Annotated in this window: 21 protein-coding genes; 15 read left to right on the forward strand and 6 right to left on the reverse strand. The window is 71.0% G+C overall.

Annotated elements, in window-relative coordinates:
* Positions 1–176 precede the first annotated feature (176 nt).
* Complete coding sequence (locus ABD481_RS34820) at positions 177–857, reverse strand: TetR/AcrR family transcriptional regulator (RefSeq protein ID WP_344670099.1); 681 nt, start codon at positions 855–857, stop codon at positions 177–179.
* Between the two features lie 141 nt (positions 858–998).
* On the opposite strand from ABD481_RS34820, the gene ABD481_RS34825 reads away from it, so the two are divergent.
* The 3 genes from ABD481_RS34825 (at position 999) to ABD481_RS34835 (ending at position 4,629) form a co-directional block, all read left to right on the forward strand.
* Positions 999–2,564, forward strand: coding sequence for an MFS transporter (locus ABD481_RS34825; RefSeq protein WP_344670100.1), 1,566 nt, complete (start codon positions 999–1,001; stop codon positions 2,562–2,564).
* A gap of 209 nt (positions 2,565–2,773) precedes the next feature.
* The gene (locus ABD481_RS34830; protein WP_344670101.1) at positions 2,774–3,154 is read left to right on the forward strand and encodes a VOC family protein; all 381 of its coding nucleotides are present in this window, start codon (positions 2,774–2,776) and stop codon (positions 3,152–3,154) included.
* 83 nt (positions 3,155–3,237) lie between these two features.
* Positions 3,238–4,629, forward strand: a complete 1,392-nt coding sequence (locus ABD481_RS34835; protein WP_344670102.1) for an FAD-binding oxidoreductase — start codon at positions 3,238–3,240, stop codon at positions 4,627–4,629.
* A gap of 128 nt (positions 4,630–4,757) precedes the next feature.
* Here ABD481_RS34835 and ABD481_RS34840 read toward each other — a convergent pair whose 3' ends face one another.
* Positions 4,758–5,222 (reverse strand): SCP2 sterol-binding domain-containing protein, encoded by a 465-nt coding sequence (locus ABD481_RS34840; protein WP_344670103.1) that lies wholly within the window; start codon positions 5,220–5,222, stop codon positions 4,758–4,760.
* A 108-nt stretch (positions 5,223–5,330) separates the two neighbouring features.
* On the opposite strand from ABD481_RS34840, the gene ABD481_RS34845 reads away from it, so the two are divergent.
* The 4 genes from ABD481_RS34845 to cutA all read left to right on the forward strand — a co-directional run bounded on the left by ABD481_RS34845 (position 5,331) and on the right by cutA (position 8,337).
* On the forward strand, positions 5,331–6,176 hold the full coding sequence (locus ABD481_RS34845; protein ID WP_344670104.1) for a MaoC/PaaZ C-terminal domain-containing protein: 846 nt from the start codon (positions 5,331–5,333) through the stop codon (positions 6,174–6,176).
* 133 nt (positions 6,177–6,309) lie between these two features.
* A complete protein-coding gene (locus tag ABD481_RS34850; RefSeq protein ID WP_344670105.1) occupies positions 6,310–7,149 on the forward strand; it encodes an SDR family NAD(P)-dependent oxidoreductase in 840 nt (279 codons plus the stop codon).
* An 85-nt stretch (positions 7,150–7,234) separates the two neighbouring features.
* Positions 7,235–7,987 (forward strand): HNH endonuclease, encoded by a 753-nt coding sequence (locus ABD481_RS34855; protein ID WP_344670106.1) that lies wholly within the window; start codon positions 7,235–7,237, stop codon positions 7,985–7,987.
* A 23-nt stretch (positions 7,988–8,010) separates the two neighbouring features.
* Positions 8,011–8,337 (forward strand): divalent-cation tolerance protein CutA, encoded by a 327-nt coding sequence (cutA, locus tag ABD481_RS34860; protein ID WP_344670107.1) that lies wholly within the window; start codon positions 8,011–8,013, stop codon positions 8,335–8,337.
* On the opposite strand, the gene ABD481_RS34865 is transcribed toward cutA, so the two are convergent.
* Complete coding sequence (locus tag ABD481_RS34865; protein ID WP_486323369.1) at positions 8,327–9,421, reverse strand: NsdA family TPR-like regulatory protein; 1,095 nt, start codon at positions 9,419–9,421, stop codon at positions 8,327–8,329. The genes cutA and ABD481_RS34865 overlap by 11 nt on opposite strands.
* A gap of 81 nt (positions 9,422–9,502) precedes the next feature.
* On the opposite strand from ABD481_RS34865, the gene ABD481_RS34870 reads away from it, so the two are divergent.
* The 6 genes from ABD481_RS34870 (at position 9,503) to ABD481_RS34895 (ending at position 17,153) form a co-directional block, all read left to right on the forward strand.
* Positions 9,503–9,685, forward strand: coding sequence for a hypothetical protein (locus ABD481_RS34870; RefSeq protein WP_344670109.1), 183 nt, complete (start codon positions 9,503–9,505; stop codon positions 9,683–9,685).
* Between the two features lie 1,100 nt (positions 9,686–10,785).
* Complete coding sequence (locus tag ABD481_RS34875; RefSeq protein ID WP_344670110.1) at positions 10,786–12,324, forward strand: hypothetical protein; 1,539 nt, start codon at positions 10,786–10,788, stop codon at positions 12,322–12,324.
* A 42-nt stretch (positions 12,325–12,366) separates the two neighbouring features.
* Positions 12,367–13,092 (forward strand): GNAT family N-acetyltransferase, encoded by a 726-nt coding sequence (locus ABD481_RS34880; RefSeq protein ID WP_344670111.1) that lies wholly within the window; start codon positions 12,367–12,369, stop codon positions 13,090–13,092.
* A 59-nt stretch (positions 13,093–13,151) separates the two neighbouring features.
* Entirely contained in the window at positions 13,152–14,579 is a 1,428-nt protein-coding gene (locus tag ABD481_RS34885) for an SGNH/GDSL hydrolase family protein (protein ID WP_344670112.1), read from the forward strand.
* Positions 14,580–15,021: 442 nt separating this feature from the next.
* Positions 15,022–15,150 carry a hypothetical protein gene (locus tag ABD481_RS34890; protein ID WP_344670113.1) on the forward strand — a complete coding sequence of 43 codons (129 nt, stop codon included), beginning with the start codon at positions 15,022–15,024 and terminating at the stop codon, positions 15,148–15,150.
* A 14-nt stretch (positions 15,151–15,164) separates the two neighbouring features.
* On the forward strand, positions 15,165–17,153 hold the full coding sequence (locus ABD481_RS34895; protein ID WP_344670114.1) for an N-6 DNA methylase: 1,989 nt from the start codon (positions 15,165–15,167) through the stop codon (positions 17,151–17,153).
* Between the two features lie 42 nt (positions 17,154–17,195).
* Here the strand turns inward: ABD481_RS34895 and ABD481_RS34900 are convergent, their stop codons facing one another.
* Complete coding sequence (locus ABD481_RS34900; RefSeq protein ID WP_344670115.1) at positions 17,196–19,007, reverse strand: serine/threonine-protein kinase; 1,812 nt, start codon at positions 19,005–19,007, stop codon at positions 17,196–17,198.
* A 202-nt stretch (positions 19,008–19,209) separates the two neighbouring features.
* Positions 19,210–19,533 (reverse strand): helix-turn-helix domain-containing protein, encoded by a 324-nt coding sequence (locus tag ABD481_RS34905; RefSeq protein WP_344670116.1) that lies wholly within the window; start codon positions 19,531–19,533, stop codon positions 19,210–19,212.
* A 154-nt stretch (positions 19,534–19,687) separates the two neighbouring features.
* Here ABD481_RS34905 and recD2 point away from each other — a divergent pair, with 154 nt between their 5' ends.
* On the forward strand, positions 19,688–21,964 hold the full coding sequence (gene recD2, locus ABD481_RS34910; RefSeq protein ID WP_344670117.1) for an SF1B family DNA helicase RecD2: 2,277 nt from the start codon (positions 19,688–19,690) through the stop codon (positions 21,962–21,964).
* Between the two features lie 49 nt (positions 21,965–22,013).
* On the opposite strand, the gene ABD481_RS34915 is transcribed toward recD2, so the two are convergent.
* Positions 22,014–22,757 (reverse strand): SDR family NAD(P)-dependent oxidoreductase, encoded by a 744-nt coding sequence (locus tag ABD481_RS34915; RefSeq protein WP_344670118.1) that lies wholly within the window; start codon positions 22,755–22,757, stop codon positions 22,014–22,016.
* A gap of 390 nt (positions 22,758–23,147) precedes the next feature.
* Here ABD481_RS34915 and ABD481_RS34920 point away from each other — a divergent pair, with 390 nt between their 5' ends.
* Positions 23,148–24,752 (forward strand): putative Ig domain-containing protein, encoded by a 1,605-nt coding sequence (locus ABD481_RS34920; protein ID WP_344670119.1) that lies wholly within the window; start codon positions 23,148–23,150, stop codon positions 24,750–24,752.
* Positions 24,753–24,888 lie beyond the last annotated feature (136 nt).

Raw genomic sequence — 24,888 nt, forward strand, 5'->3', positions numbered from 1 at the left:
CCTTCCCGCTCGAGGACTTAGACACTCATCGAGCTACACGGAAGGCCCTGCACTCATGCACCGATCAACCCTGAACCACCCCAAAGCATGGCCCACCACCAGCCACGTTCGGAAAGACAACAGGCTCTCAAGGCTCAAGGCTCAAGGCTCAAGGCTCAAGGCTCAAGGCTCAAGGCTCAGAGCAGAGCTGCGGCGACGTCCGCGGCCGCCGCGGCCCGATCCGCACTCGCGCCCGCGCCCACGCCCTCGTCCGCACCCGCCGCGCATCCCGCCGTGTCACCGGCCGGCACCCGCATCCCCACCAACAGCACGTCGGCCATCAGCTCCGGATTGCCCCCGGCCAGGATCGACTGCCCCATCCCGCACATCAGCGCGTCGAAGTCCTCCACCGCCAGGTCGGACCGTACGATCCCGGCCGCCTGTGCCTTCCGGACCAGGGCGTACTTGCGGTCGTGCAGCTCGCAGTTGTAGTACGCGCACTCCTCGCGCTTGGCGTCGGCGGTCGACTGGACCTGGAAGGTCTCGCGCAGGCCCAGGTCCTCGCCCATCATCCGGGCCATGGAGTGGATGAAGGCACGGATGGCCGCGGCCGAGGCATCGGTCTCCATCGCGCTCTCGGCGCGGGTGATGACCGTTTCGAGGCGGTGCTGGACCAGTTCGGCGGTGAGCGCCTCTTTGGTCGGGAAGTGCCGGTAGACCGTGCCCACCCCGAGGCCGGCGCGCTGCGCCACCTCGTCCATCTGCAGGGCCAGGCCTTCCGTGCGGAACAGGTCGTCGGCGGCCGTGACGATCGCCTCCCGGTTGCGCCGGGCGTCGGCGCGCAGGGGGCGGTTCGGCGGGGACTGGGTGAGGACCATGGTTGAACGTTACACCGGACGTATGAGAAACGGAAGTTGAGTTCCGTTTCCGCTTGACAACCGGAGGGTGCCCTCCGCTACTGTCGACAACGTTAAAACCGGAACCGAAATTCACCTTCCGCTTCAGGGGGAAGCACTCTCATGTCAGCTGTCGCACCAAGTGCAGCCCCGGCCGCGTCCGGCACCCGAGGTGTCAACCGCGGCGCGGCATTGGCGCTGCTCGCCGTCACCCAGTTCGTACTGGTCCTGGACGCCGGCATCGTCGGCGTCGCGCTGCCCTCGCTGGTCAAGGGCCTGGGCTTCGCGCAGAACGACCTGTCCTGGGTCACCAACGCCTACACCTTGATGTTCGGCGGCTTCCTGCTCCTGGGCGGGCGGCTCGCCGACTACTTCGGACGCCGCCGGATGTTCATGGGCGGCCTGATCCTGTTCTCCGTCGCCTCGCTGATCGGGTCGCTCTCGCCGTCCCCGGGCTGGCTGATCGGCGCCCGCGCGGTCCAGGGCTTCGCCGCCGCCGTGGTCTCCCCCGCCGCGCTGTCCCTGCTGCTGATCTCGTTCCCGGACAACACCGACTCCGAGAAGGCCGAGCGCAACAAGGCGCTGGGCGTGTGGGGCGCGGTGGCCGGGGCCGGCGGCGCCGTCGGCTTGATCCTGGGCGGCATGCTCACCGACTGGTTCGGCTGGGAGGCCTGCTTCTGGGTGAACGTCCCGATCGGCGTGGCCGCCGCGCTGCTGGCGCCGCGGGTGCTGCCGGTCGGCGCCCCGACCGGCTCGCGCACCGGGTTCGACCTGGCCGGCGCGTTCACCGTCACCGCGGGCCTGGCCGGCGTGGTGTTCGTCCTGGTCAACGCCCAGAAGGTGGGCTGGGCCTCGCCGGAGACGCTGGGCCTGGGCGCGGTGAGCGTGGCCCTGCTGGTCGCCTTCGTGGTGGTCGAGGCCCGCACCCGGGTGCCGCTGGTGCCGCTGTCGATCTTCCGGCGGCCGGTGCTGCGCGGCGCCAACGCCGCCTCGGTGCTCCAGGTCATGGGCCTGATGCCGGCGTTCTTCTTCATGACCCTGTACACCCAGCAGGTCCTGGGCTACTCGCCGCTGAAGTCCGGCCTGTCCCTGGTGCCGATCGCGCTGGCGATCGTGGTCGCGGCCACGGTGGCCGGGCAGCTGGTGGCCCGGATCGGGATCAAGACCACCACGGTGGCCGGCATGGTCGTGATGGCCGCCGGACTGCTGTGGGCCTCCGGGATGCCGGCCGACGGCAGCTACGTCACCGACCTGCTGCTGCCGCAGGTCGTGATCGGCCTCGGCGCCGGCCACGCCTGGGTGGCGCTGACCATCGCCGGCACCGCCGGCGCCTCGGAGGAGGAGTCCGGCCTGGCCTCGGGCCTGCTGAACACCTCCCAGCAGGTCGGCGGCGCGCTGGGCCTGGCGATCCTGGCCGCGGTGGCCTCGGCCCGCACCTCGCACCTGTTCGCCACCGGCGACAACCAGGCGCAGGCGCTGTCCGGTGGGTTCGGCACGGCGCTGCTGGTCGGCGCGGGGCTGGGCGTGCTGGCCGCGATCGCCACTGTGTTCCTGCTCCCGGGCAAGAACGCGCTGCCGACGGTCGACGAGCACGCGATCGAACTGGCCGAGGAGACCGACCACATCGCGATCCTGCCGGTCGGCGACGTGGTCCCGGGCGGCGTGGCCGACGCGGTCGGGGCGAAGTGACCAGAGCCGAGCAGCACGAAACAGCGAGCCTGAACAGCAGGACCGCATGGTAGGACTGGACAGCAAAACCAAATAGGCAAGGACACCGCACGGCGGGGCCCGGAACCAGGTGGGAACCTGGGACCGGGCCCCGCGGCGTGTCCCCCGAATGCCCGGCGCGCGGGCCGCCGCACCCCGGATCCGTCGGCCCGGGCGAGTACCGTCGCATCATGTTCGAGAACACGAAGGCCTTCAGCGGCTTCTCAGTGGACGACATCCCGGCCGCCAAGCAGTTCTACAGCCAGGTCCTCGGCGTCCCGGTCACCGAGACCAACGGCATGCTGCACCTGCACGTCGCCGGCGGCACCGACATCCTGGTCTATCCCAAGGGCCCGGCGCACAAGCCGGCGACCTTCACCATCCTGAACTTCCCGGTCGCGGACATCGAGGCGGCGGTGAAGGGCCTCAAGGAGCGCGGCGTCGCCTTCGAACAGCTGCCCGGCGTCGGGGAGGACGGGATCAGCCGGGCCGGCGGGCCGCTGATCGCCTGGTTCAAGGACCCGGCCGGGAACTGGCTGTCGGTGCTCCAGGAGGCGGAGGCGGCAGAGTAGGGCCCGCCACGCTCCGAAGTGGGACAATCACTCCAAGCAGCTTCGCCAGGGTGGTCTCGGGGGCTCGCGGAAGGACCGGCACCATGTCCGATCAGCTCGGGTCAGCCATCCCGGCGTTCCAGGGCCGGGTCGTCACACCGGAGGACGGCGGCTACGACGCCGCCCGCAAGGTCTGGAACGGCGCGATCGACCACCGTCCGGCGATCGTCGCGCAGTGCACGGACGCCGACGACGTCGCCGCCGCGCTGGCCTTCGCCCGGGACCGGGGCCTGGAGGTGTCGGTGCGCGGCGGCGGGCACAACTTCGGCGGCAATGCCGTCTGGCCGGACTCGCTGGTCGTCGACCTGCGGGCGATCAACCAGGTGACGGTGGACCCGCGAGCCCGGGTGGCCCGCTGCGGCGGCGGCGCGCGCCTGGGCGAACTCGACGCCGCCACCCAGGAGCACGGCCTGGCCACCCCGTCCGGCACCGTCAGCAACACCGGCGTCGGCGGCCTGACCCTCGGCGGCGGCTTCGGCTGGCTCACGCACGACCACGGCATGTCGATCGACAACCTGGTCTCGGCGCGGATGGTGCTGGCCGACGGATCCTTCGTGGAGGCCTCGCCGGACGAGAACGCCGACCTGTTCTGGGCGATCCGGGGCGGCGGCGGCAACTTCGGCGTGGTCACCGAGTTCCGGTTCGCGCTGCACCCGGTCGGCCCGCTGGTGCACGCGGCCATGCTGTTCTGGCCGCTGGCCCAGGGCGTCGAGGCGCTGGCGGTGATGCGCGACACCATCGCCGACCTGCCGCCGGGGCTCGGCGGGCTGCTCGGGGTCGGGCTGAACGCGCCGCCGGCGCCGTTCGTGCCGGAGCAGCACCACCTGGCGCCGGGCCACGCGCTGCTGCTGGCCGGGTTCGGCGCCGCCGAGGAGCACGCGGCGGTGGTGGACGCGGCGCGGTCGAAGCTGCCCCCGCTGTTCGACTTCGTCTCGCCGATGCCGTACACGGCGTTGCAGTCGATGCTCGACGACGCCGCGCCGCCCGGAATCCTGGCCTACGAGCGGGCTCTGTATCTGAACGACATGACCGAGGGCGCGATCGAGGTGATGGCCGAGTTCTCGGCCCGGAAGAACTCGCCGATGTCGTTCGCCCCGGTGTTCCGCATGGACGGCGCCTTCTCGGCGGTCCCGGACGACGCGACCGCGTTCGGCGGGTCGCGGCGGCCGGCGTACACGGTGAACCTGGCGTGCGTGGCGCCGACGCCGGACTTGTTGGGCGCGGACACGGCGTGGGCGCAGGAGTACTGGTCGGCGCTGCGGCCGTTCGCCCGGGACGAGGGCAGCTACGTGAACTTCATGGTCGAGCCGGACCAGGAGCGGATCGTGGCGGCGTACGGGCCGGAGAAGTATCAGCGGCTGGCGAAGATCAAGGCGCGGTACGACCCGGAGAACGTGTTCCGGCACAACGCGAATATCAAGCCGGCGGATCGGTGAGGCGGTGGGGTCGGTGGGGGGCTCGGCGGTGGGGTCGGCGGATGGCTCGGCCGCCGCGCTCGTGGCGCGGAACGGCGTGCGGACGACCCCCCGAGGCCGTCCGCACGCCGCGTCCGTTCCATGATCGGCTACTTGCCGCCCGGAATCGCGAACCACCCCGCCACGGACGCGGCGAACATCATGTCGCCCCCGACCTTCAGCTTGCCCTTCAGGAACAGCTCCACGCCGCCGGAACCGCCGGTGACCAGGCGCAGGAACGGCACGCCATCGGCGGTGATGGTCGCCCGCGGGTGCTCGGTGAGCTCCTTGGAGGTGGTGCAGACGCCGTCCTTGATGAAGGCCTGGTAGGTGTCCTTGCCGCCGTCCGGGGCGCCGGTGATCACGAAGTGCACCGCGACGGTCTGGCCCTTGGCCTTGTCGGCGCGGAAGTGGTCGCCCATCCGGCGGAAGATCTCGTCGAGCACCTGGCCGCGCAGGCTCCCGTCGGCGAGCACCTCGCGCAGTTCGGCGTCGGACAACTGGCCGACCATGCCGGCCAGCGCGTTCGGGTCGGCGCCGGCCAGTTCCACGGGCAGCCCGGGCGTCTCAGTCATGGCGGTTTTCCCCTCGTAGGGCCTCTGGAACGTTACGTCGTTCTACGGTACGTTCAGTTGCGTCACAGTGTTCTCCGCCGACGCGGCGTCCGCAAGGGGGCAACGGAAATGAGCTTCAACCTGGAGGCGCTCGGCGTCTGGACCGAGCCGAAGCACTTCACCGTCGAGCGGGACCGGATCGCCGCCTACGCCGCGGCGACCAACGACCCGATCGCCGAGCACGCCGCCGGCGAGCTGGCCCCGCCGGTGTTCGCCGTGGTGCCGGCCTTCGAGTCCGGCGCCGAGGCGGTGCTGGCGGTGGCCCCGGCCGAGCTGCTGATGATGCTCGTGCACGGCGAGCAGGACTTCGTCTACCACCGGCCGATCACCGCCGGGATGGAGCTGGTGACCCGCTCGGCGCCGGTGGGCGTGCGGCAGACCTCGGCCGGCGTCGTGGTCGCGGTGAAGTCGCTGACCAGCACCGCCGACGGCGAGCCGGTGAACGAGCAGTGGATGTCCACGTTCTTCCGCGGGGCGCGGGACCAGGAGCCGGCCGGCGAGCAGGCCCCCGGGCACGCGCTGCCCGAGGCGGTCCGCGCCGGCGAGCCGGCGGGCGAGGCCAAGCAGCACGTCGACGCCGACCAGCCGGTCCGCTACGCCGAGCCGTCCGGGGACCACAACCCGATCCACCTGGACGAGGACTTCGCCCGCGCGGTGGGCCTGCCGGGGATCATCAACCACGGGCTGTGCACGATGGCGTTCGCCTCGCACGCCGTGACCGGCGTCGCGGACGCCGACCCTCGCACCCTGAAGCGGCTGGCGGTACGTTTCGCCAAGCCGGTGCGGCCGGGGCGGGACATCGCCACCCGGGTGTGGCGGATCGAGGGCGGCGGCGACCGCGCGTTCGGGTTCGAGACCACGTCGGAGGGGGACGTGGTGGTGATCAAGGACGGGCTGGCGGTCTACGGGTCTTGACTCGTGGGTCCTGACTCGGAGGGTCCTGACTCGGAGGATCCGTCACCCATTCAGCCCTTCGGCGCTTCACCCGCTTCACCGCTTCACCGCTTCACCGCGCACACAACCACTCACGAAAGAGCCTAGGAGCAGCATGGGAGTCCTGGACGGCAAGGTCGCGATCGTCACCGGATCGGCGCGCGGCATCGGGCGGGCCACCGCCGACCTGTTGGCCTCGCAGGGTGCCAGCGTCCTGATCAACGACCTGGACGCGGACGTCGCGGCCGAGACCGCGGCCGAGATCGCCAAGGCGCACGGCACCGACACCGCGGTCTTCGGCGGCGACCTGACCGCCGAAGGCGTCCCGGAGGCCCTGGTCGCCAAGGCCGCCGACAGCTTCGGCAAGATCGACATCCTGGTCAACAACGCCGGCTACACCCTGGACCGCCCGATCCACCTGATGACCGACGACTGGTTCCAGCGCATGCTCGACATCCACACCGTCGTCCCGTTCCGCACCATCCGCGCCGCCGCCCCGTACTTCCGCGACCCGGCGAAGCAGGAACGCGACCAAGGCCTCGAGGTCTTCCGCAAGATCGTCAACATCAGCTCGGTCTCCGGCACCATGGGCAACGCCGGCCAAGCCAACTACTCCGCGGCGAAGTCCGCCGTCGTCGGCCTGACCAAGACCCTGGCCAAGGAATGGGGCCAGTTCAAGGTCAACGTCAACGCGGTGGCCTTCGGCCACATCGAAACCCGCCTCACCGCCGCGAAGACCGACGACAACACGATGACCATCGGCGGCGAGACCGTACAGCTGGGCATCCCGGAGGCGATGGTCGGCGCGACGTCGTTCCTGATCCCGCTGGGCCGGCCGGGGACCCCGGAGGAGGCGGCGGGAGGGGTGTTCTTCCTGTGCTCGCCGTGGTCGAACTACGTTTCGGGGCAGGTGCTGAACGTCACGGGCGGGCAGTGGATCGGGATGGGTTCGTAAGTAGCGTAGCAGCAGGTCAGGGCCGCTTTCGGGCGGCCCTTTCGCATGCCCGGCTCCTTCGTGCCCGAACCGATAATGTGGTCTCGTGACGATTTCCGACCGCACTCGGAAGATCCTTTGGGTGAGGGCTGCTGGTCGCTGCTCCATGTGCCGTCAGATGCTCGCCACCGAGGAACAATCAGCCGATGATCCATCGGTGTTCGGCGAAGAGGCTCACATCGTTGGCAGGTCGGCCAACGGCCCCAGAGGCAGCGAAGTTGTCCCTGACGTTGACGGCTACGAGAATCTGATCTTGCTGTGCAGCAAGCATCACAAGCAGATCGATGACCAGGTCAACCACTTCACGAGCGACCGACTCCGCAGCATCAAGACCCAGCACGAAAAGTGGGTGAAAGACATGGACCTGCGGGCAGGCCCGGCCAGGTTTATCACCGACCCGACGAAGCCCTTGAGTGAGAAGCTTGAGCTGTTCACCAGCGGCGAGGGGCTGTGGGCGCTTATTGATGGGACCCTCGTCATTTACCCGGCCTGGCCCCGTGGCCTGCCAGAGGAGGCGGCTGATGCTGTCGCCGGCTTCCTCGACTCCGTTACGGACTGGACCGACGTAGTTGGCGGGGTCGGCGTCTCGCATTCGGCGAAGCGCGACGCTATCAAAGGTTTGACCAGCGGCATCCTGGAGATTGCCCAGTACGGGCTAATCGTCGGGGGCCGTCGCAGACACTGCATGATGGTCGGAGGCGACGCCGAGCCGCAAGCGATACTGGGTGCCGATATTGAGGTACAGCCATTTGAGGCCCTGCAAATGGCGAATGATGACGCGCACTCGGACAGCACCTAAGCTGGGCGCTACCCTCGTGACACATGACGGACTACGTGCAGGTAACCACGGCGACCGAGACCCGCGAGGAAGCTGTACGGCTTGGGAAGTCGGCTGTAGCCGCTCGGCTAGCGGCCGGGGCTCAGATCATCGGCCCGGTTGGCTCCGTCTTCTGGCACCTCGGCGAACTCGGCGAGGGTGAAGAGTGGCAGCTCATCTTGAAGACCGCGGTTGACCGCTTCCCTGACTTGGAAGCGCTCTTGGTCGCGGAACACTCGTGGCAGAAACCCGAAGTCGTGGCGGTTCCCTTCGTTGCCGTGTCCAAGCACTACGGCGAGTGGATCTCCACCACGGTCACTGCTACCGCCTGATCAAGGTTGCCGCTACCTCTTCGATGCGCTGACGCGGCCGGACGGATGCCACTTCAGCCGACAGGGAACGAGCCTTCCCCAGCACGGTAACGGCCTGGTCGGGCTCTCCAGCGTCGCGGTACGCCTCGGCAAGCCATGTCAGGTACAGCGCCTTGTCTCTGCCATAGGCGTTGGGGAACCCGCTCAGGACGTCCTCCAGGACAGGAACGGCCCGCTTGGGCTGCCTGAGCTGAGCCCAGCACCGGCCGGTCATGATCTGAAGCTCTGTGCCGTCGGCCCATGCCGCCCAATCCGGGACGGGTGAGCCGTCGTCACGGCCAAGGGCCTCCTGAGCCGCGTTTAGAACCCGCTGCGTCTCGGTCGCTTCCCCGGCAACCGCGTGAGCCCATGCCAGACGCTCAAGCAGGAGAGCCCGCACCGTGGCCGGCACTCCAGGGGTCGCATGCTCCACGGCTGCTGAAGCCGTTGCGACAGCATCCGTCTCCGCACCGTAGGCCAAGAACGCCAGAGCGTTCCCGGTGAGCGCTTCGTCCCCGACCTCCGTCGCTGTCCCTCTGCTGAAGGCGTACAGCTCCCGCGCCTGGGCCTGCCATCCCGCGTCGAATGCAGACCAGCCAGCTTGCTGCGCCTGCTCGGCGATGAGTGACCCCAGAGCCTTCCCGGTCGGCTCGTCATAGGTCGCGGTCCTGGCCAACAGACGTGAGGACTCCAGTTCCGCAAGGAACATGCGGTAGGTGTCGGCTCCGCCGAGGTAGTTGTCCATCTGACGGAGTCTCGCGGTCCGCTCGTTCAGACGAGTGATAGTGCTCGGACCGATCCGACCGGACTCAGCATGAGGAACGGGTACGTCTGGGAGTAGCACCAGGGAAGGCAGCGCCAGGAACGATCTGCGTTGCACCGGTCCGCCTGTCTCCCGTTCGTAGGCAGCAATCACGGCTGCCGTTGGCCTGCGTCTGCCAGCCTCAACGTTACTCAGATGCCCAAGGGTGAAGTGCGACCGCACAGCCATGGTAGACAGGCTGATACCGGCTGCCTCGCGAGCAGCCATCAGGTCCTCTGCACTCACAGGGTTCTGATCCGGCATCCCCTGACCTCGGGAAGATGAAAACCTCTGAAAACCTCTGCCTATTGGGAAGCGTACTCGGGTCAGATCACGCTAAGTGGCATGACCGACACAGCAGCAAACCTCCAGCCGGCGAAGTCCGTGACCGCAGCTCGTTCCCGCGTTCGGTTCAACGGACGTGAGTACGAAGTCCTCGGCTACCTCGCGGACGGCCGCGCCATCCTCCGGCCGCCCTTGGGCGGGGTTGAGGAGTGGGTCAAGGTCTCGGACTGCGAGCCTGCATGAACCTCCCCGCTGACCGAGTAACGCTACCGGCGCCATCAGTGCCCCTTGGAGCCTTCGTCTTCGACTGGAGTTCCGGCGTGTGGGTTGAGGTCATCGGGTCGGCCACCGCGAACGGCCGGACCCGCATCCTCGTCATAGAGGACCACGGCGTACCGCTGGAGTTCGACGCAGACGAACGGGTGTCGGTCTGCCACGGAATCGCGGTCAGAAGGGGAACAGCCGTCGTGGCAGCTAAGGTTCTGTGCTCATCTTCCTCGGCAACGGCGAAAGCCCCCGCCAGCCGACCGGCTAACGGGGACTCAAGGAGGACCGACACAGCGCTACCACGGCCCTTAGGGACGCGCGGAACGCCACAAGGTCGAAGACGTGCCACTGCGGGTCATCAGGCGAGAACACGGGTACCTCGGCGTCAACGAGGCGATGCTTCGGAAATAAGAGGTTCAGCGGGCCGGCCTGGCTCCTGCCCAGCGACGTCCCGACCTCGGCGCGCACCCCGGCGTCTACCAGTAGTTCCCGGCGCGCCTGCGGATCGTCGGTCTCCGCCCACCACTGACCCCAGGTCTTGCCGGACGGCCGTTCCTCCCATGAGTCCGCGCGCTGAGGCAGCATCGCCAGACTACGCTTCCGCGCCGTGAGCTTCTGAAGGCGACTTACGTAGTCCGCCTCCTCCTCGATCAGTCCGGCGTCCGACTCCGCTCGGAGACGCCCTATGGAGCCCTCAACTGCTCCACGGTCGCAAGTTGCTGTCGGACCAGGCCGATAGCGTCGGCACAGTCGGACTGACAGCCTGCTGGCGTACGCGACGAAGGGGGGTGGGTGAGGTTAGGGACCCCGACCACGGGGGTAGCGGTCCCGAAAGGCAGTCCAGCGACACCACCCCCCTCACCAGCGGTTATGCGAGAACCCTGCCCTACCGGACGCCGATCGGGCACGCGCTCCTCATCGCAGAGCACTCCTGGCAGAAGCCGGAGGTAGTCGTAGCCGTCCCCGACGTAACGCTGATCATAAGACCCCCCTCCGGGGACGGGCCCTCCCCCGTTCGTGGCAGATTGATAAACGTACGAACGGACGCGGTGGCACGATCGGCGAAGGGGACGGGTATGACGGGGCGGCGGGGATACTTTGAGTCCGAGGACGCGTATGTGCGGCGGGCTACGGAGGCGGCGACGAGTGCTGCGGCTGATGCTGATGCGCGGTTGGCGGGGCAGATTCGGACCACGGATGGGCGGATCAATGCTTTGGCGGCGCGGGTGGAGGGGTTGTCGCAGGCTTTTGATGCTTTTCTGGATGCGGCTGCGTTGCGGCGTGAGTGTGAGCAGTATTGGTCGGCTGCCGCGGTGCGGGGTTTTGTGCGGGCGCATCTTGGGGCTTTGAGCGGGCGGGGTGGAGCGGTGCCGGCGGTGGGTGGGGTGGCTGATGTGCCGGGGTACTGGTTGCCGGCGGCGGTTCGGGGGCTGATCGCGCTGCTCGGCGGGGGCGGGGGCGGGGGCGAGGGCGACGGTTATGGCGAGGGCGTCCAGGACAGCACCGCGGCGGAGCTTCTCGCGGAGGCGACGCGGCGTGATGCCTATCGCACCGCTGTCTTCCTGGTCGCGGTTCTCGGCGCGCGCGGAGCTGGCGCAGAGGCAGAGCCCTGGCTCAGGGTGGCGTTGCCCAAGGTGGCTGACGCCGCGGAGTTGACCCTTGCGACGCGCTGCCTCTGGCTCGCCTATGGCGCGGGCGCGTATGGGCCGGCAGGGCGCGCGGTGTTGAGCGAATGGCTTGGCGGGCTGACGGCGTCGGTCGAGTCGGGGGAGTTGGAGAAGGCGCTCGATGCGCTCGGTGGCGGATCCGACCCGCTCCCCCGCCAGGCCGACGACCCTCGCATTCGCAACCTCCGCTCGAAGGCCGTTGAGGACTCCCTCCGCGATGCCGCTGTTGCCGGCCGGAGCTTGGCGACGCTGTACGACGCGCTCAACGGCACGCCGCCGCGACCAACGGCCGACGCGGCAGCTCAGGACCACGACACGCCCGCCCCGAACCCATCGCTCGAAACGCTCATCACCGCCCTCGTGGAAGAGGGAAGCACTCCGGAGATCGAGCTTCTGCGCAGGGCTGCGGAGCTGGAAGCCCGCGCGCGCCGGTCAGCGCTGCGCGACGACTCCCCGCAGCCCGTTGTCTGGACCATGAGCGTGGGCCTCCCGGCCGGCGTTCTCCTTGCCGACCTGTTCGACACCGCCGAGGCGGCGGCCGGCCGACGCACCACGGCTCTGAATGCCCTGGCCCGCCCGCTGGCGACGCTCGCCGACGCCCTCCTCGCCCGCACCACCGAACTGCCCACCACCCTCACCGTCTCCATCCCCTGGCAGCCTCCGATCGTCCTGGACCACGCCACCCCGCTCGCGCAGACCCTCGCCACCGTCCACGCCGACATCCAGCGCGCCGTCGAGGCCGACTCGCCCGGCAGCGGCCGTCGGCAGGCGGAGGCGAACCGCCGCCGGGTGGAGGAGCAGCGGCAGATCGCGTCGGACCGGCTGGGCGACGCCGTCGAGGTGCTCGCCGACTACCGCCGGCAGGGCGAGGAGATCCACACCGGGGCGAAGCAGGCGTATGACGCCGTGATGAGCCTGCTGGGCAGCCATGCGGAGGGCACGCTCTAGTAATGTGCGATAGGTAATTTCGCTCATTACAGTGGAGGGGTCGTGGACAAGGTCGAGACCGAGCTGGCCGCGGCGTGGGTGCGGGGCTGGGTGGTGTCCCGGGGGACGCCGCGGCCCGTGCCGACGGAGTGGGGCCTGCGCGTCGACGTCGGGCAGCCGCGGCAGGTGGTGCGGCATGTCGTGTTCGAACCCGGCGAAGCCGTGGTGCGTTCGCTGGCGGCAGCCGTGTCCGAGCCGGCGACGTGGTTGAAGACGTTCGTCGAGCCCGAGGACGTCCGGCCGTTCCTGACGCCGGCCTGGCGGGACGACGCGCCGGGCTGGATCATGGCCGTCGACCTGTCGCCGAGCGACGTCCGCCTGCCCGACGGCTACACGGCGGCGACCGGGACGGCGGACGGCGTGACCCGCGTCCGGATCCTGGCCGCCGACGGGTCGCTCGCCGCCGCCGGGCAGTACGGGCACGCCGGGCACGGCAACAGCGACAACCGCGACAACCGCGACAACCGCGACAACAACGCCGGGCACGACAGCCGACACAGCCACCACAGCCCCAACGGCGCCACCGTAACCATCGACCAGATCTCCACCGACCCCGCCCACCAGCGCAAAGGCCTGGGAAGCGCCGTCATGCGGACCCTGCAAAACGAAGCCTTCGCAGCCGGCGCGCACAGCGCCGTCCTCGGAGCGACCATCGAGGGCCGCGCCCTGTACGAATCACTCGGATGGAAGGTGCATCTGCCCCTGGCCGGGTTCGTTTTCGAAGGCTGAACGCAGCACCGACTCCATCATCACCGTGAGCCTCACGAATACGCGGGTATGCCTCTCCCATGTCCTCGGCCCGATTCACGACCATCACCAGCCGGCGTCCGACGCTCCTGTCCTGGCGTCGGGGGGCGGAAGCCCTCGTGGTCCCCGTGATCGCGGTCGCGTTGCTGATGGGTGCGCTGTGGACCGCGGTGCGCATCACGCCGTTGCAGTCGGTGAGCACCGGGGGACAGACCGTCGAGGTGGGCGCGGCGTCGCCGGGGTGGGGGCTCTCCGGGCCGGGCGAGCTCGATCTGTTCGGGCAGACGATCTCCACCGAGCCGAGCTTCCCGGGCCCGGTCCGGCCGCGGCTGCGGTTGACCCACATCACCGCCAACGCCGAGCTGGCGCAGCTGCTGGGCTCCGACGAGCACGGCGGCGCCGGCACCATGGGCCGCCAGCTGGCCGCCGGGTGGCTGCGGTACGCGCTCTGGGAGGGCGCGGTGTCGGCCGGCGTGGTGGTGCTGGTGCTGGCCGCGGTGACCGGGCTGCGCCGCTACTCGCTGCGCCGGACGGCGGCGGTGCTGGCGAGCGGCACGGTCGCGATGACGGTGGTCAACCTCGTGGGCTTCAGCCTGCTGGCCTCCGGGACGCCGGACGCCCTGCGGAACGTCCACTCCCTGTCCGACCTGGTCGGACACAGCGTCTCCACGCCCGGCTCGCCGGCCGTCGGCCCCTCGCTGGGCGACGTCGAGGCGGTCGTGGTCGGCGACTCCACGGCGGCCGGGATCGGCAACCGGCCGCTGGCCCGGCCCGACGCCCTGGACCAGGCCTGCGGCCGCAGCGCCGACTCCTACGCCGAGCAGCTGGCGGCGGTGAACGCCTGGCGGGTGCTCAATCTCGCCTGCTCCGGCGCGACCATCCGCACCGGGCTGCTCGGCCCCCAGGAGTCCGGCGGCCTCACCGCCCAGCCGCAGATCGCCCAGCTGGAGCGCGCGCCGAAGGCGCTGGTGGTGATGGTCAGCATCGGCGCCGACGACCTGCACTGGGTGGACCTGACCAAGCTGTGCGCGGTCAGCCCGAGCTGCGACGACCGCGCCACCGACGCCTACATCCAGCAGCAGATGGCCCAGTTCGTGCTGGACTACCGCGATCTGCTCACCCAGCTCGCGGCGCTGCCGAACCATCCGACCGTGATCGTGAACCAGTACTACGACCCGTTCGGGTCGGACATCGGCTGCCTGGGACGCCAGGGCGCCGACCCGGCCAAGGTCAAGACGCTCCAGAACCACCTGGACCAGCTCAACGACGCGCTGCGGCAGGGCGCCGACGCGGCGGGCTTCCTGTCGGTGCGCCCGTCGTTCTCGGGGCACACGCTGTGCAGCGCGGAGTCGTTCGTGCAGGGGCCGAAGGACCGCGCGCCGCTGCACCCCAACGCGGCCGGCGAGCTGGCCATCGCGCTGGCCGATCAGCAGGCCCTGTCGGTCGCGCGGCAGAAGCAGGGGCAGTAGCAGGGGTAGTAGCGCGGGCACGGCGGGCACGGCGGGCGCCGCATGAGCACGACGAGCGCCATGAGCGCCAGGACCGCCGAGCACGACGAGCGCCAAGATCGCCATAACCGCCAGGACCTGTGGCTGAGCACAACACAGCACCAGATATCAGCGGTCTGATCAGACCATGCTCCCGCCCGCATCGCCCGCGGCGGAATCGCAGGGTCGCCGAGACCGGCAGGCTGTCGTCGTGGGCTGGTTCGCACTGACCAGTATCTCTTTGGTCGCAGCACTTCTGCGATTTCTCCGCGCTTCGACCGTTGCGCCGCGAGAGCGACTGAGCGCTGTTACGGTATCCGTCATTCAAGCACACCAAAGTGCCCGCTCTAACGAATGCCTCTGAGAAATGTCGCAGTGTCGCTGCGAGCCCGACTCTCGCAGCGCCGACAGAAGTGGGACCACCATGAAGTATCTGGCCGACCTCCTGAAATTCGCCATCAACGACAACGGGCGCACGGTCCGCCTCGCCGCGCTCGCGGTCCCGGTGGCCGTCGCCGCGTTCGCCGTCGCGGCGGCGCTGCGCGCGCGGTGAACGGAGCCGGGCCGATGCCGGAGCAGCCCACGATCGAGGACGTGGCCAGGGACGTCCTGGCCGCGTACCGGACGAACGCCCGCCAGGGCGACGCCAACCGGGACCTGCCGGCCATCGCGGCGATCATGGTGCTGCGGTGGACCGCGTGGTCCCACGCGCCGTCCCGGAGCGACTGGCAGACGGTGAAGAAGGTGGCGGTCGACCAGCGCGTCCTGGCCGGCGCGCTGGAGGAGCTGCTGCACCGCCAGGCCCCTGAGCTGGCCAAGGCGGCGCGGTTCAGCGCGGACATGCCGTGGCTGGCCGCGGTCGTCAGGGCCATCGACCGCCACTCCCCCGAGCGCTTCGTGGACGTCTTCGAAGCCGTGCTCGTGGACCTGGCGCGCGGCGGTGAGCTGCGCACCGGGGAGTTCCACACCCCGCGCGTCGTCGCCGACCTGATGGTGACGCTGGTCCAGCCCGGCTTCGGCAGCACGGTCCACGACCCGGCCTGCGGCAGCGGGGGGATCCTGGCGGCGGCCGCGCGCGGGAACGACCGGCTGAAGTCCGTCGTGGGCCAGGCCCTGAACACCACCGCCTGGGCCCTGGCCTCGTCGGCGATGTACCTGCAGGGCCAGGTCGCCAAGGTCCTGCGGCCGGAGACGGCGCTGTCGTACCCGGAGTTCGACTTCGTGCTCTCCAATCCGCCGTTCAACCCGTCGTCCCACCGGGCCGGCGCCGCCGCCGAAGGCGCCTTCGGATGGCTGCACCGGGCGCTGGCCGTGCTGGCCGACGGCGGCCGCGCCGTGATCGTCCTGCCGGCCACGGCGGCCGGATCGGCGCGCGAGGCCGCCCACCGCGGCCGGCTGCTCGAAAAGGATCTCGTCGAGGCGGTGATCGCCCTTCCGCCTCAGCTCTTTCCCGGAACCGACGTCGCGCCGCATATGTGGGTGCTGGCAAAGAATCGCAAACATCCCGCGGGGCGGCGTCAGGTGCTCCTCATCGACGCGACCCGGGCCGGCACCAGGAAAGCGCGCGGAGATCGCGAACTCGCCAAAGAGGAAATCGCCGCCATCATCGACGCGCTGATGAAATGGCGGACTTCCGCGCGGGTCGACGACCACCGGAAGGACCAGCGGGTGCAGGCCGGGTCGGTCTCCTTCGAGGAGTTGGACAAGTCCGGGTTCGTCCTCACCCCCGGACGGCACGTCGCGCGCGGCCCGGCCGCCCTCGCCCCGCCCAGGGCCGAGGTCCTGCTGCGGCGCCACGAGGAGATCGCGGAGGAGACCAGGGGCCTGGACGCGCTCATCTCCGGCGCCGCCTCGTCCTGGCAGGGCCTGCACACCTCGGGGCCCCGCCAGGACGACCCCTTCGGCGGCAAGGTCCCCTCGTCCTGGCGGATCGTCCGGCTGGCGACGCTGCTGTCGGAGGCCACCGACCGCCCCACCGACCGGCCCGACAAGCCCATTCGCGGCGGCCCCTCGGGCACCGCGCTCACCGGCGCCATGTACACCGCCACCGGTGTTCCGGTCGTCATGCCCCAGGACATCGGCGACAACGTCCTGTGCACCGACCGCGTCAAATACGTCGCCGAGGAGACCGCGCGCCGGCTGGACAGCTTCCGGCTGCGCACCGGCGACATCGTCCTGGCCCGCCGGGGCGAGATGGGCCGGCGGGCGCTGGTGCGTCCCGAGCAGGACGGCTGGCTGTTCGGCACCGGCTGCTTCCGCATCCGCTGCGGCAACGTCGTCGAGCCCGGCTACCTCGCGGCGTACCTGGGGCGGCCGGACGTCGGCGACTGGCTGACCGACCAGGCCCAGGGCGTGACCAAGCTGGTGTCGATCACCACGGCGGTGCTCGGCGAGCTCCAGGTCGTGCTGCCGCCGCGCGAGGTGCAGCTGGCGGCGCGGCAGGCGGACGAGCTGATCGGCCGCCGGCTGGCGCTGGCCGCCGAGTCGGTGGACGTCGTCGGGCAGCTGCGTCGCACCCTGCTGGGCGAGATCATGGGCGAGATCGGGGGCGGCTGATCATGGGCGAGATCGGGGGCGGCTGATCGGGACCGGCGCCCCTCACGGCGTCAGCGGCGGACCCACCACGAACGACACCGTCTCGGTCGTCGCGCTCGACGAGGCCCGCACGTGATAGCGGCCGTCGGCCAGCGTCACGGCGCCGGCGCCCTGGTTGACCGCGACGCTGAAGTCGCCGCCGCCGTCGGCGACGGTCTCGACCGCGGGGACCGAGGGGGCCTCCACGATCGTCACGGTGATGTGGGCGCCGGACGGCCAGCCGTGGCCGTTGAGGACGAAGGTGGTGGTCGGGTCGCCGAAGGGTGGCCGGACGCCGAGGCGGACGCCGTTGACCTCGGTGGCCGCGCCGGGCGGCGGCCCCTGCGGCGGCGGGCCCTGGCCGTCGCCGTTCTGCGGGGGCGGCGGGTTCGGGACCACGGAGCCCCGGTTGCTGCCGGGCGGGGGCGAGTCCGTCGGGGGCGGGCCGGCGGGCGGCGGGGCGGCCTGGGACGGCGGCGGCGCGGCCTGCCGGGCCCGGGCCTGGGCGACCGTGGCCGGGCCCGCCGGACCGGTCGCGGAGCCGGTCCCCGGGCTGATCGGGCCGGCGGCGGTGAGCCGGGCGTGGTCGGTGCCGCCGACCCGGACCGCGCCGACCAGCAGCACCGCGCCGATGCCGGCCGCGGCCAGGGCCAGGGTGACGCCGACGGCGACCACGGCCGGGCCGGTGGCCCAGTGCCGCCGGCGGCGGGCTCGGCCGCGGGTTCGGGCGCGGGCGCGGCTCTTGGCGCGGCTGCGCGGCGACAGCGCGCGGACCGGCAGCAGCGAGGGGTGGCGGGGACGCGGGTCGTCGGCGCCGTCCTCGGCCCCGTCCGCCGCGGCCTCGCCGTCGGCGCGGGGGAAGCCGGCCTCGTCGGCGTCGACGCCCTGGCCCACCACGACGGTGTCGGCGTCCGGCCGCGACCGGGGCTTGCGCAGCAGCTCCATCTGCTCCCTGCGGTAGTCCTCGATGTACTCCAGGACCGGCGCGGGCAGGGGCAGCGCGGTCTGGTCGGCGGACAGGTGCGGCGACAGGGCCGCGATCAGCCCGGCCGGCGTCGGCCGGTCGGACGGGCGCAGCGCCAGGCAGGCGCCCAGCAGGCCGCGCAGCTCCTCCGGGACCGCCGACAAGTCCGGGGGTTCCCGCATCATCTGCAGGACCGGCCCGATCGCCTTCGTCTCCTGGTACAGGGCGTTGCCGGTGGCCGCGTAGTACAGGGTCGCGCCCAGCGCGAACACGTCGGCGGGCGCCCCGGCGGCGGGGTCGCCGTTGGCCTGCTCCGGCGCCATGTAGAGCAGGGTGCCCAGGACCATCCCGGCGACGGTGCCCTGCGGCAGCCCGTCGGAGCGGGCCAGGCCGAAGTCGATGACCCGGGGGCCGTCCGCGGTGACCAGGACGTTGGCCGGCTTGAAGTCCCGGTGCACCAGGCCGGCCCGGTGCACGCACTCCAGGGCCTCGGCGCAGCCGGCGGCCAGCCAGCGCACCGCCGCGACCTCCATCGGCCCGCAGGCCGCCACCAGCTCCTCCAGCGACGGCGCGGGCACGTAGACCGTGGCCAGCCAGGGCAGGTCGCCGTGCGCGTCGGCGCCGACGACGGCGGCCGTGAAGGCGCCGCTGACCCGCTTGGCGGCGTCCACCTCGTGCGCGAACCGGCGCCGGTAGCCGGGGTGCTCGGCCAGTCCGGCGCGGATGGTCTTGACCGCCACCAGCCGGGAGGTCGCCGACCGGGCCAGGTACACCTCGCCCATCGCGCCCGCGCCGAGCCGGCGCAGCACCTCGTACGGCCCGATCCGGGCCGGATGGAACGCCTGCGGAGGCTGCGCCGACCGTGTCTGCATCCAGATCCGCCCTCCGCGAAGCGCCATTCCACCGGAGCTTGGGTGAGTAAGTTCAGTGTCGTGACCCGGGGTGACGCTCAGGGTCCTTAGTAATCTAGCCGGTATTCGGGCAACGGACATCACTTCCTGGAAGTCGGCGCCTGCCGTCAGGACCACCTTGCCCAGGCTTTGCCCGGCCTTTGCCCGGCCTTGCCCGGCGCCCTCAGGCCCACTCGATGGAGCTGTCCGCGGTGAGCTCGCGCAACTCCGAGGATCCGTCGTCCTCGGCGTCGGCGCCCTCGGCGGACACCGGCTCCGGCAACGACCCCGCGTCCGGCCCCAGGACGAAGTCGAACATGCCCGGCAGCCAGCCCAGCGCCTGTTCCACGGCCCGCAGCGCCACCAGGTTCGGCGGCCGCCCGGCCTCCACCTTCGCTATCACCGTGTCGGTGACGTAGGCCAGGCCGGCCAGGTCGGACTGCGTCCATCCCCTGGCCTCCCGGGCCTTGACGATCATCGCCGCCAGCCGGTCATAGCTCTCGCCCATACGTGCATTCTGATGCACGGAGCGCGCCGATCGCTCATGGACGGCTCGGAACGCGCCGCCGCCGGGCGGGTCGGGGCCGCCCGGCGGCCGGTCCGTGGGTCCGCCTTGCTACCGTCGGACGTGGCGTGACGTGGTACACGGAGGAGGGCTGCCGGTGCCGGACGAGCCGGAATGGCTGGAATGCTCGGTCGACCGGCTCATCGCCGTGCGCCCGGACGGCTACACCGTCGCGCGCGTGACCGGCACCGACGGCACCGAGCTGATCGTCTCCGGACGGCCCCTGTCGGGGGTGCAGCCCGGCGAGACAGTGCGGGTGCGCGGCGCGTGGGTCACGCATGCCAAGTACGGCGACCAGCTGGCGGTCGACGTCTGCGAGCCGACCGCGCCGTCCGGGGTGCGGGCGATCCGGCTGTATCTGGCCTCGGGCATCGTGCGCGGGATCGGGCCGAAGCTGGCGGCGGCGATCGTGGACGCCTTCGGGGCGCGGACGCTGGAGGTCATCGACGAGACGCCGGAGCGGCTGCTGGAAGTGAACCTCATCGGGCCGGGCCGCAAGGATCTGATCGTCGACTCCTGGATCGCCCACAAGCAGGTGCGCGAGCTGATGGTGCTGTTGCAGGGCTATGGCATCGGACCGAGCTACGCGGTGAAGATCTACGGCGAGTTCGGGGACTCCTCGGCGGAGATCGTCACCGGGGATCCGTACCGGCTGATCGAGGCGGTGCGGGGCATCGGGTTCACGACCGCCGACAAGATCGCGATGGCCTCCGGCATTCCGGAGGACTCGCCGGTGCGGGCCCGCGCGGCGGTGCTGGACCGGCTGGACGCCGCCGCCGCCGTCTCCGGGCACTGCTATCTGCCCTACGCCTCGCTGCTGGCCGCCGCCGTCGCGCTGCTCGGCCAGGACCAGCTGCTGGTGCGCCAGGCCGTCGACGCGCTGGCCGAGCAGCGGCGGATCGTCATCGACACCGGGATCGGCGCCGGGCAGGCCGTGTACGAGCGGCGGATGTGGGACCGCGAGCGGCGGGTCGCCGAAGCGTTGGGCGCGTTGGCGCAGGCCGCGTCGGATCTGCCGAAGGCGGTGCTCCGGCGGATGGACGCGCTGGAGGCGGCGGAGCGGGAGGAGCAGGCAGAGCGGGAGGAGCAGGCAGAGCGGGCGGAGGAGGGGGAGGCGGCGGAGGGGCTGCACCCCCAGCAGCTCGCGGCCGTCCGCATGGCCCTCACCCACACCGTCTCCGTCCTCACCGGCGGCCCCGGCTGCGGCAAGTCCCGCACCGTCGACACCATCGCCGCGCTGGTCCGCGCCGGCGGCGGCAAGGTCACGCTGGCCGCCCCGACCGGCAAGGCGGCCAAGCGCCTGGCCCAGCTCACCGGCCGCCCGGCGATGACCGTGCACCGCCTGGTCGCCGACAAGAAGGACGGCCTGGACAGCGGCGCCCTGTTCGACGACGACCCGCTCTACGCCGACCTGATCGTGGTGGACGAGGCGTCGATGCTGGACGTGTCGCTGGCCGCCAAGCTCGCCTCCCGCCTGGTCCCGGGCAGCCACCTGCTGCTGGTCGGCGACGAGGACCAGCTGCCCTCGATCGGCGCCGGGCGGGTGCTGGCCGACCTGCTGCGGGTGCCCGGGGTCCCGCACACCCGGCTGACCCACGTCTTCCGCCAGGCCGCCGGCAGCTCCATCACCACCAACGCGCACCTGATCCGCCAGGGCCGCCCGCCGGTGCTGCACGCCGCGCCCGGCTTCTGGTTCGAGGACTGCGACGACCCGGCGGCGGTCGCCGACCGCGTGGTGGAGATCGCCACCCACCTGATCCCGGCCAAGCAGGGCGTGGACCACACCCAGGTCCAGGTGCTGTGCCCGTCGCGCAAGGGCCACACCGGCACGATCGAGCTCGGCCGCCGCATCCAGGAGCGGCTGAACCCGGCGATGGAGGGCCGCCCGGAGCACTGGTCGGGCGCGACGGTGTTCCGGGTCGGCGACGCGGTGACGCAGATCCGCAACGACTACCTCAAGGGGCGCGCCGGAGTGTTCAACGGCACCACCGGGACCGTCACCGCGATCAGCCCCGAGGACCGGACGCTGACCGTGCTCACCGAGGACAACGAGACCGTCGCCCACGACTTCGACGAGCTGGAGGACCTGCTGCACGCGTACGCGATCAGCGTCCACCGCTCGCAGGGCAGCGAGTACCCGTTCGTGGTGGCGCCGATCACCACCGAGTCCGGCGGGCTGCTGCTGCGGCGCTCGCTGCTCTACACGCTGGTCACGCGGGCCAAGACGTCGGTGGTGCTGGTCGGGCAGCGCAAGGCCCTGCGACTGGCGGTGGAGGTCGCCGGCCAGCCCCGGAACACCGGGCTGGCGCAGCGGCTCGCCGCCGAGCTGGCGGGCCCGGAGGCGGAGGCCGGCGAGCCCGAGATGCTGCTCTGAGGGTGCTGATGGTGTTCGTCGTCAGCCGGGTCGGCCGAGTCGGCTGGGCTCACTCCGCCGCGTCGGGCGTGGGCGCGGGCGCGGCCACCAGCGCCGCGTACTCGACCTCCATCGCCTTCAGGAAGCCGCCCTGCCAGGGCTCGGCGAGCATCTCGGAGTTCACGTCCGGGAAGATCTCGTCCTCGTCGCGCTCCAGGCCGTCGAGGATGCGCCTCGCGACGTCGTCCGGCGCGGCCTTCGGGATGTCGAAGAGTGCTGTCATGTCGGTGTCGACGACGCCGATGATCGCCGCGTGCACGCGCACGCCCCGGGGCGCCAGATGCGCGCGCAAACCTTGGGTCAGCGAGTAGGAGGCGGCCTTGGAGACCGAGTACCCCGGCAGCAGCGGCATGTTGGCCCACGAGGACGTGGACAGCATGGTGAGGATCGCGCCGCGGGATTCCAGGAGCGCGGGCAGGAACGCCTGCGTGACGCGGTACGTCCCGAACAGGTTCACGGCCATGTGCTGCTCCAGCATCGCGTCGTCGCTCAGGTCGTCGCCGAGCAGCGCCAGGCCGGCGTTGTTGACCAGCAGGTCGAGCGGGCCCACCGTCTCGGCGGCCGCCGCGACCTGCGCGGAGTCGGTGATGTCCAGGGTCAGCGGGACGACCCGACCGTCGGGATGGTCGAGCGGCTGGCGGGTGCCGGCGTAGACGCGGGCCACGCCGCGCTCCAGCAGCTCGGCCACGACCGCCTTGCCGATTCCCCGGTTGGCCCCGGTCACCAGCACCGACTTGCCCGACAACGTCGCCATGTGATCCCGATCTGTGGAGGGTGGGGCGGGAGCGGGCCGGCCGGGCCCGACGACTGGTCAGAGTACTGATCGGCGGATGGGGCCCGGCGGCCAATAGGGGAAAGCTCGCTCCCGGGCCGGGGGCGCGGCCCGCGGGCGCGCGCCCGGCGGCAGGCGCCGCGCACCATGGCGCCGACCGCGATGCCGATCAGGCGGCCGCGCGCCCGGGCCGATCGCGACTCCCGCCGGATCGCGAAATCGTTTCGCCGAAACGGGTCGAAACCGCGCAGGCGCACGCCAGCGGCACTTTATATCAGGACTCGTTGACACTCGCCCGATCCGTCCCTACGATCCGGCTACCGATCGGCATGCCACCACATCATCGCCACACCATCGCCACATGGAGATCCCATGCTCAAGCGAACAGCGGCCTTGCTCGCCGCAACGGCTGTGACCGTCGCGGTCGCCCTGACCGCGTCCGCCGCCTCGGCGGGCCCGGCAGGCACCACGGGCACCGCCACCAGCTCCACCGCCGGCCACGCGCCGGCGGCCGCGCCACTGGCCGCCGTCACCCTGGCGAACACCATCGCCCTGGACGACTGCTCGGCCTCGCTCGTCCGCTACCCGTCCTCGCAGAGCAGCGACCGCGCTCTGATGCTCACCGCCGGGCACTGCTGGGAGGGCGGTGAGCCCTCGGCCGGACAGGTGCTGCAGAACGTGAACAGCAGCCGTACTGGGACGCTGCTGAACTCGTCCGGCGGCTCACTGGGCACCGTGCAGGCGGACAAGCTGCTCTACGCGACGATGACGAACACCGACATCGCCATCTACGAGCTCACCAAGACCTTCGCTGCCATCAGCAGCCAGTACGGCGCGACGCCGATGACGATATCGGCCAGCCACCCGACCTCGGCCGAGGCCATCTCGATCCCGTCGGCGTACTGGAAGCGGATCTGGGCCTGCAACCTGAACGGCTTCGCCGGGACGGTCCGCGAGGACCAGTGGACCTGGCACGACTCGCTGCGCTACGACATGAACGGCGGCTGCGAGGTCATCGGCGGCAGCTCCGGCTCCCCGGTCGTGGACACCGGCACCGGCGCGGTGATCGGCGTCAACAACACGATCAACGAGGACGGCCAGGTCTGCACGCTCAACAACCCCTGCGAGGTGAACAGCAACGGCACCACCACGGCCACCAAGGGCCAGGGCTACGGCCAGGAGCTGTACTGGGTCACCACCTGCCTGAACTCCTCGCGGGCCATCGACCTGACGCTGCCCGGCTGCCTGCTCAGCAACCCGAACGCGGGCAACACCGTCACCGTGACCAACCCCGGCAACCAGTCGGTCGCGGTGAACACCGCGGTGAACCTGCAGATCACCGGTCATGACTCGGACAGCAGCCAGACGCTGACCTACACGGCGACCGGGCTGCCGGCCGGGCTGTCGATCAGCTCCTCGGGGCTGATCTCCGGGACCGCGACGACCGCGGGCACCAGCACCGTGACGGTGACCGCCAAGGACAGCACCAACGCCTCCGGGAACACGTCGTTCACCTTCACGGTGACCGGCACCAGCGGCGGCGGCATCACCAACGGCGGGTTCGAGACCAACGGGCTGAGCGGGTGGACGACCACCGTCGGCAGTGCCACCGCCACCACCAGCGGCCCGCACTCGGGCACCTCCGCGGCGATGGTCGGCTCGGTGAACCCGAGCGGCACCTCCTCGATCGCGCAGACGTTCACCGCGGCGACCGGCTCGACGACGCTGGCGTTCTGGTACAACGTGACCTGCCCGGACACCGTCGCCTACGACTGGGCCACCGTGACGCTGAAGGACAACACCTCGGGCACCACGTCCACGGTGCTGGCCAAGACGTGCACGCTGGGCGCCGGGTGGAAGCAGGTCACGAAGGCGGTCACCGCCGGGCACTCGTACACGCTGACGCTGACCAGCAAGGACGACAACTACCCCGGGGACCCGACCTACACGTTGTATGACGACGTGACCGTGTCCTGATCCGCTCGGAGCGAGTCAGTACTGTTCGACACCGCCCGCGGCCCTCGGGTCGCGGGCGGTGCCCGTCTGTCAGGATCCGGCGCGGGCCGGGCGGCGCGGGCCAAGAACCGGCGCGGGCCCAGAACCGGCGCGCGTC

Origin of the sequence: Catenulispora yoronensis, from assembly GCF_039531695.1 — a bacterium.
Taxonomy (GTDB): domain Bacteria; phylum Actinomycetota; class Actinomycetes; order Streptomycetales; family Catenulisporaceae; genus Catenulispora; species Catenulispora yoronensis.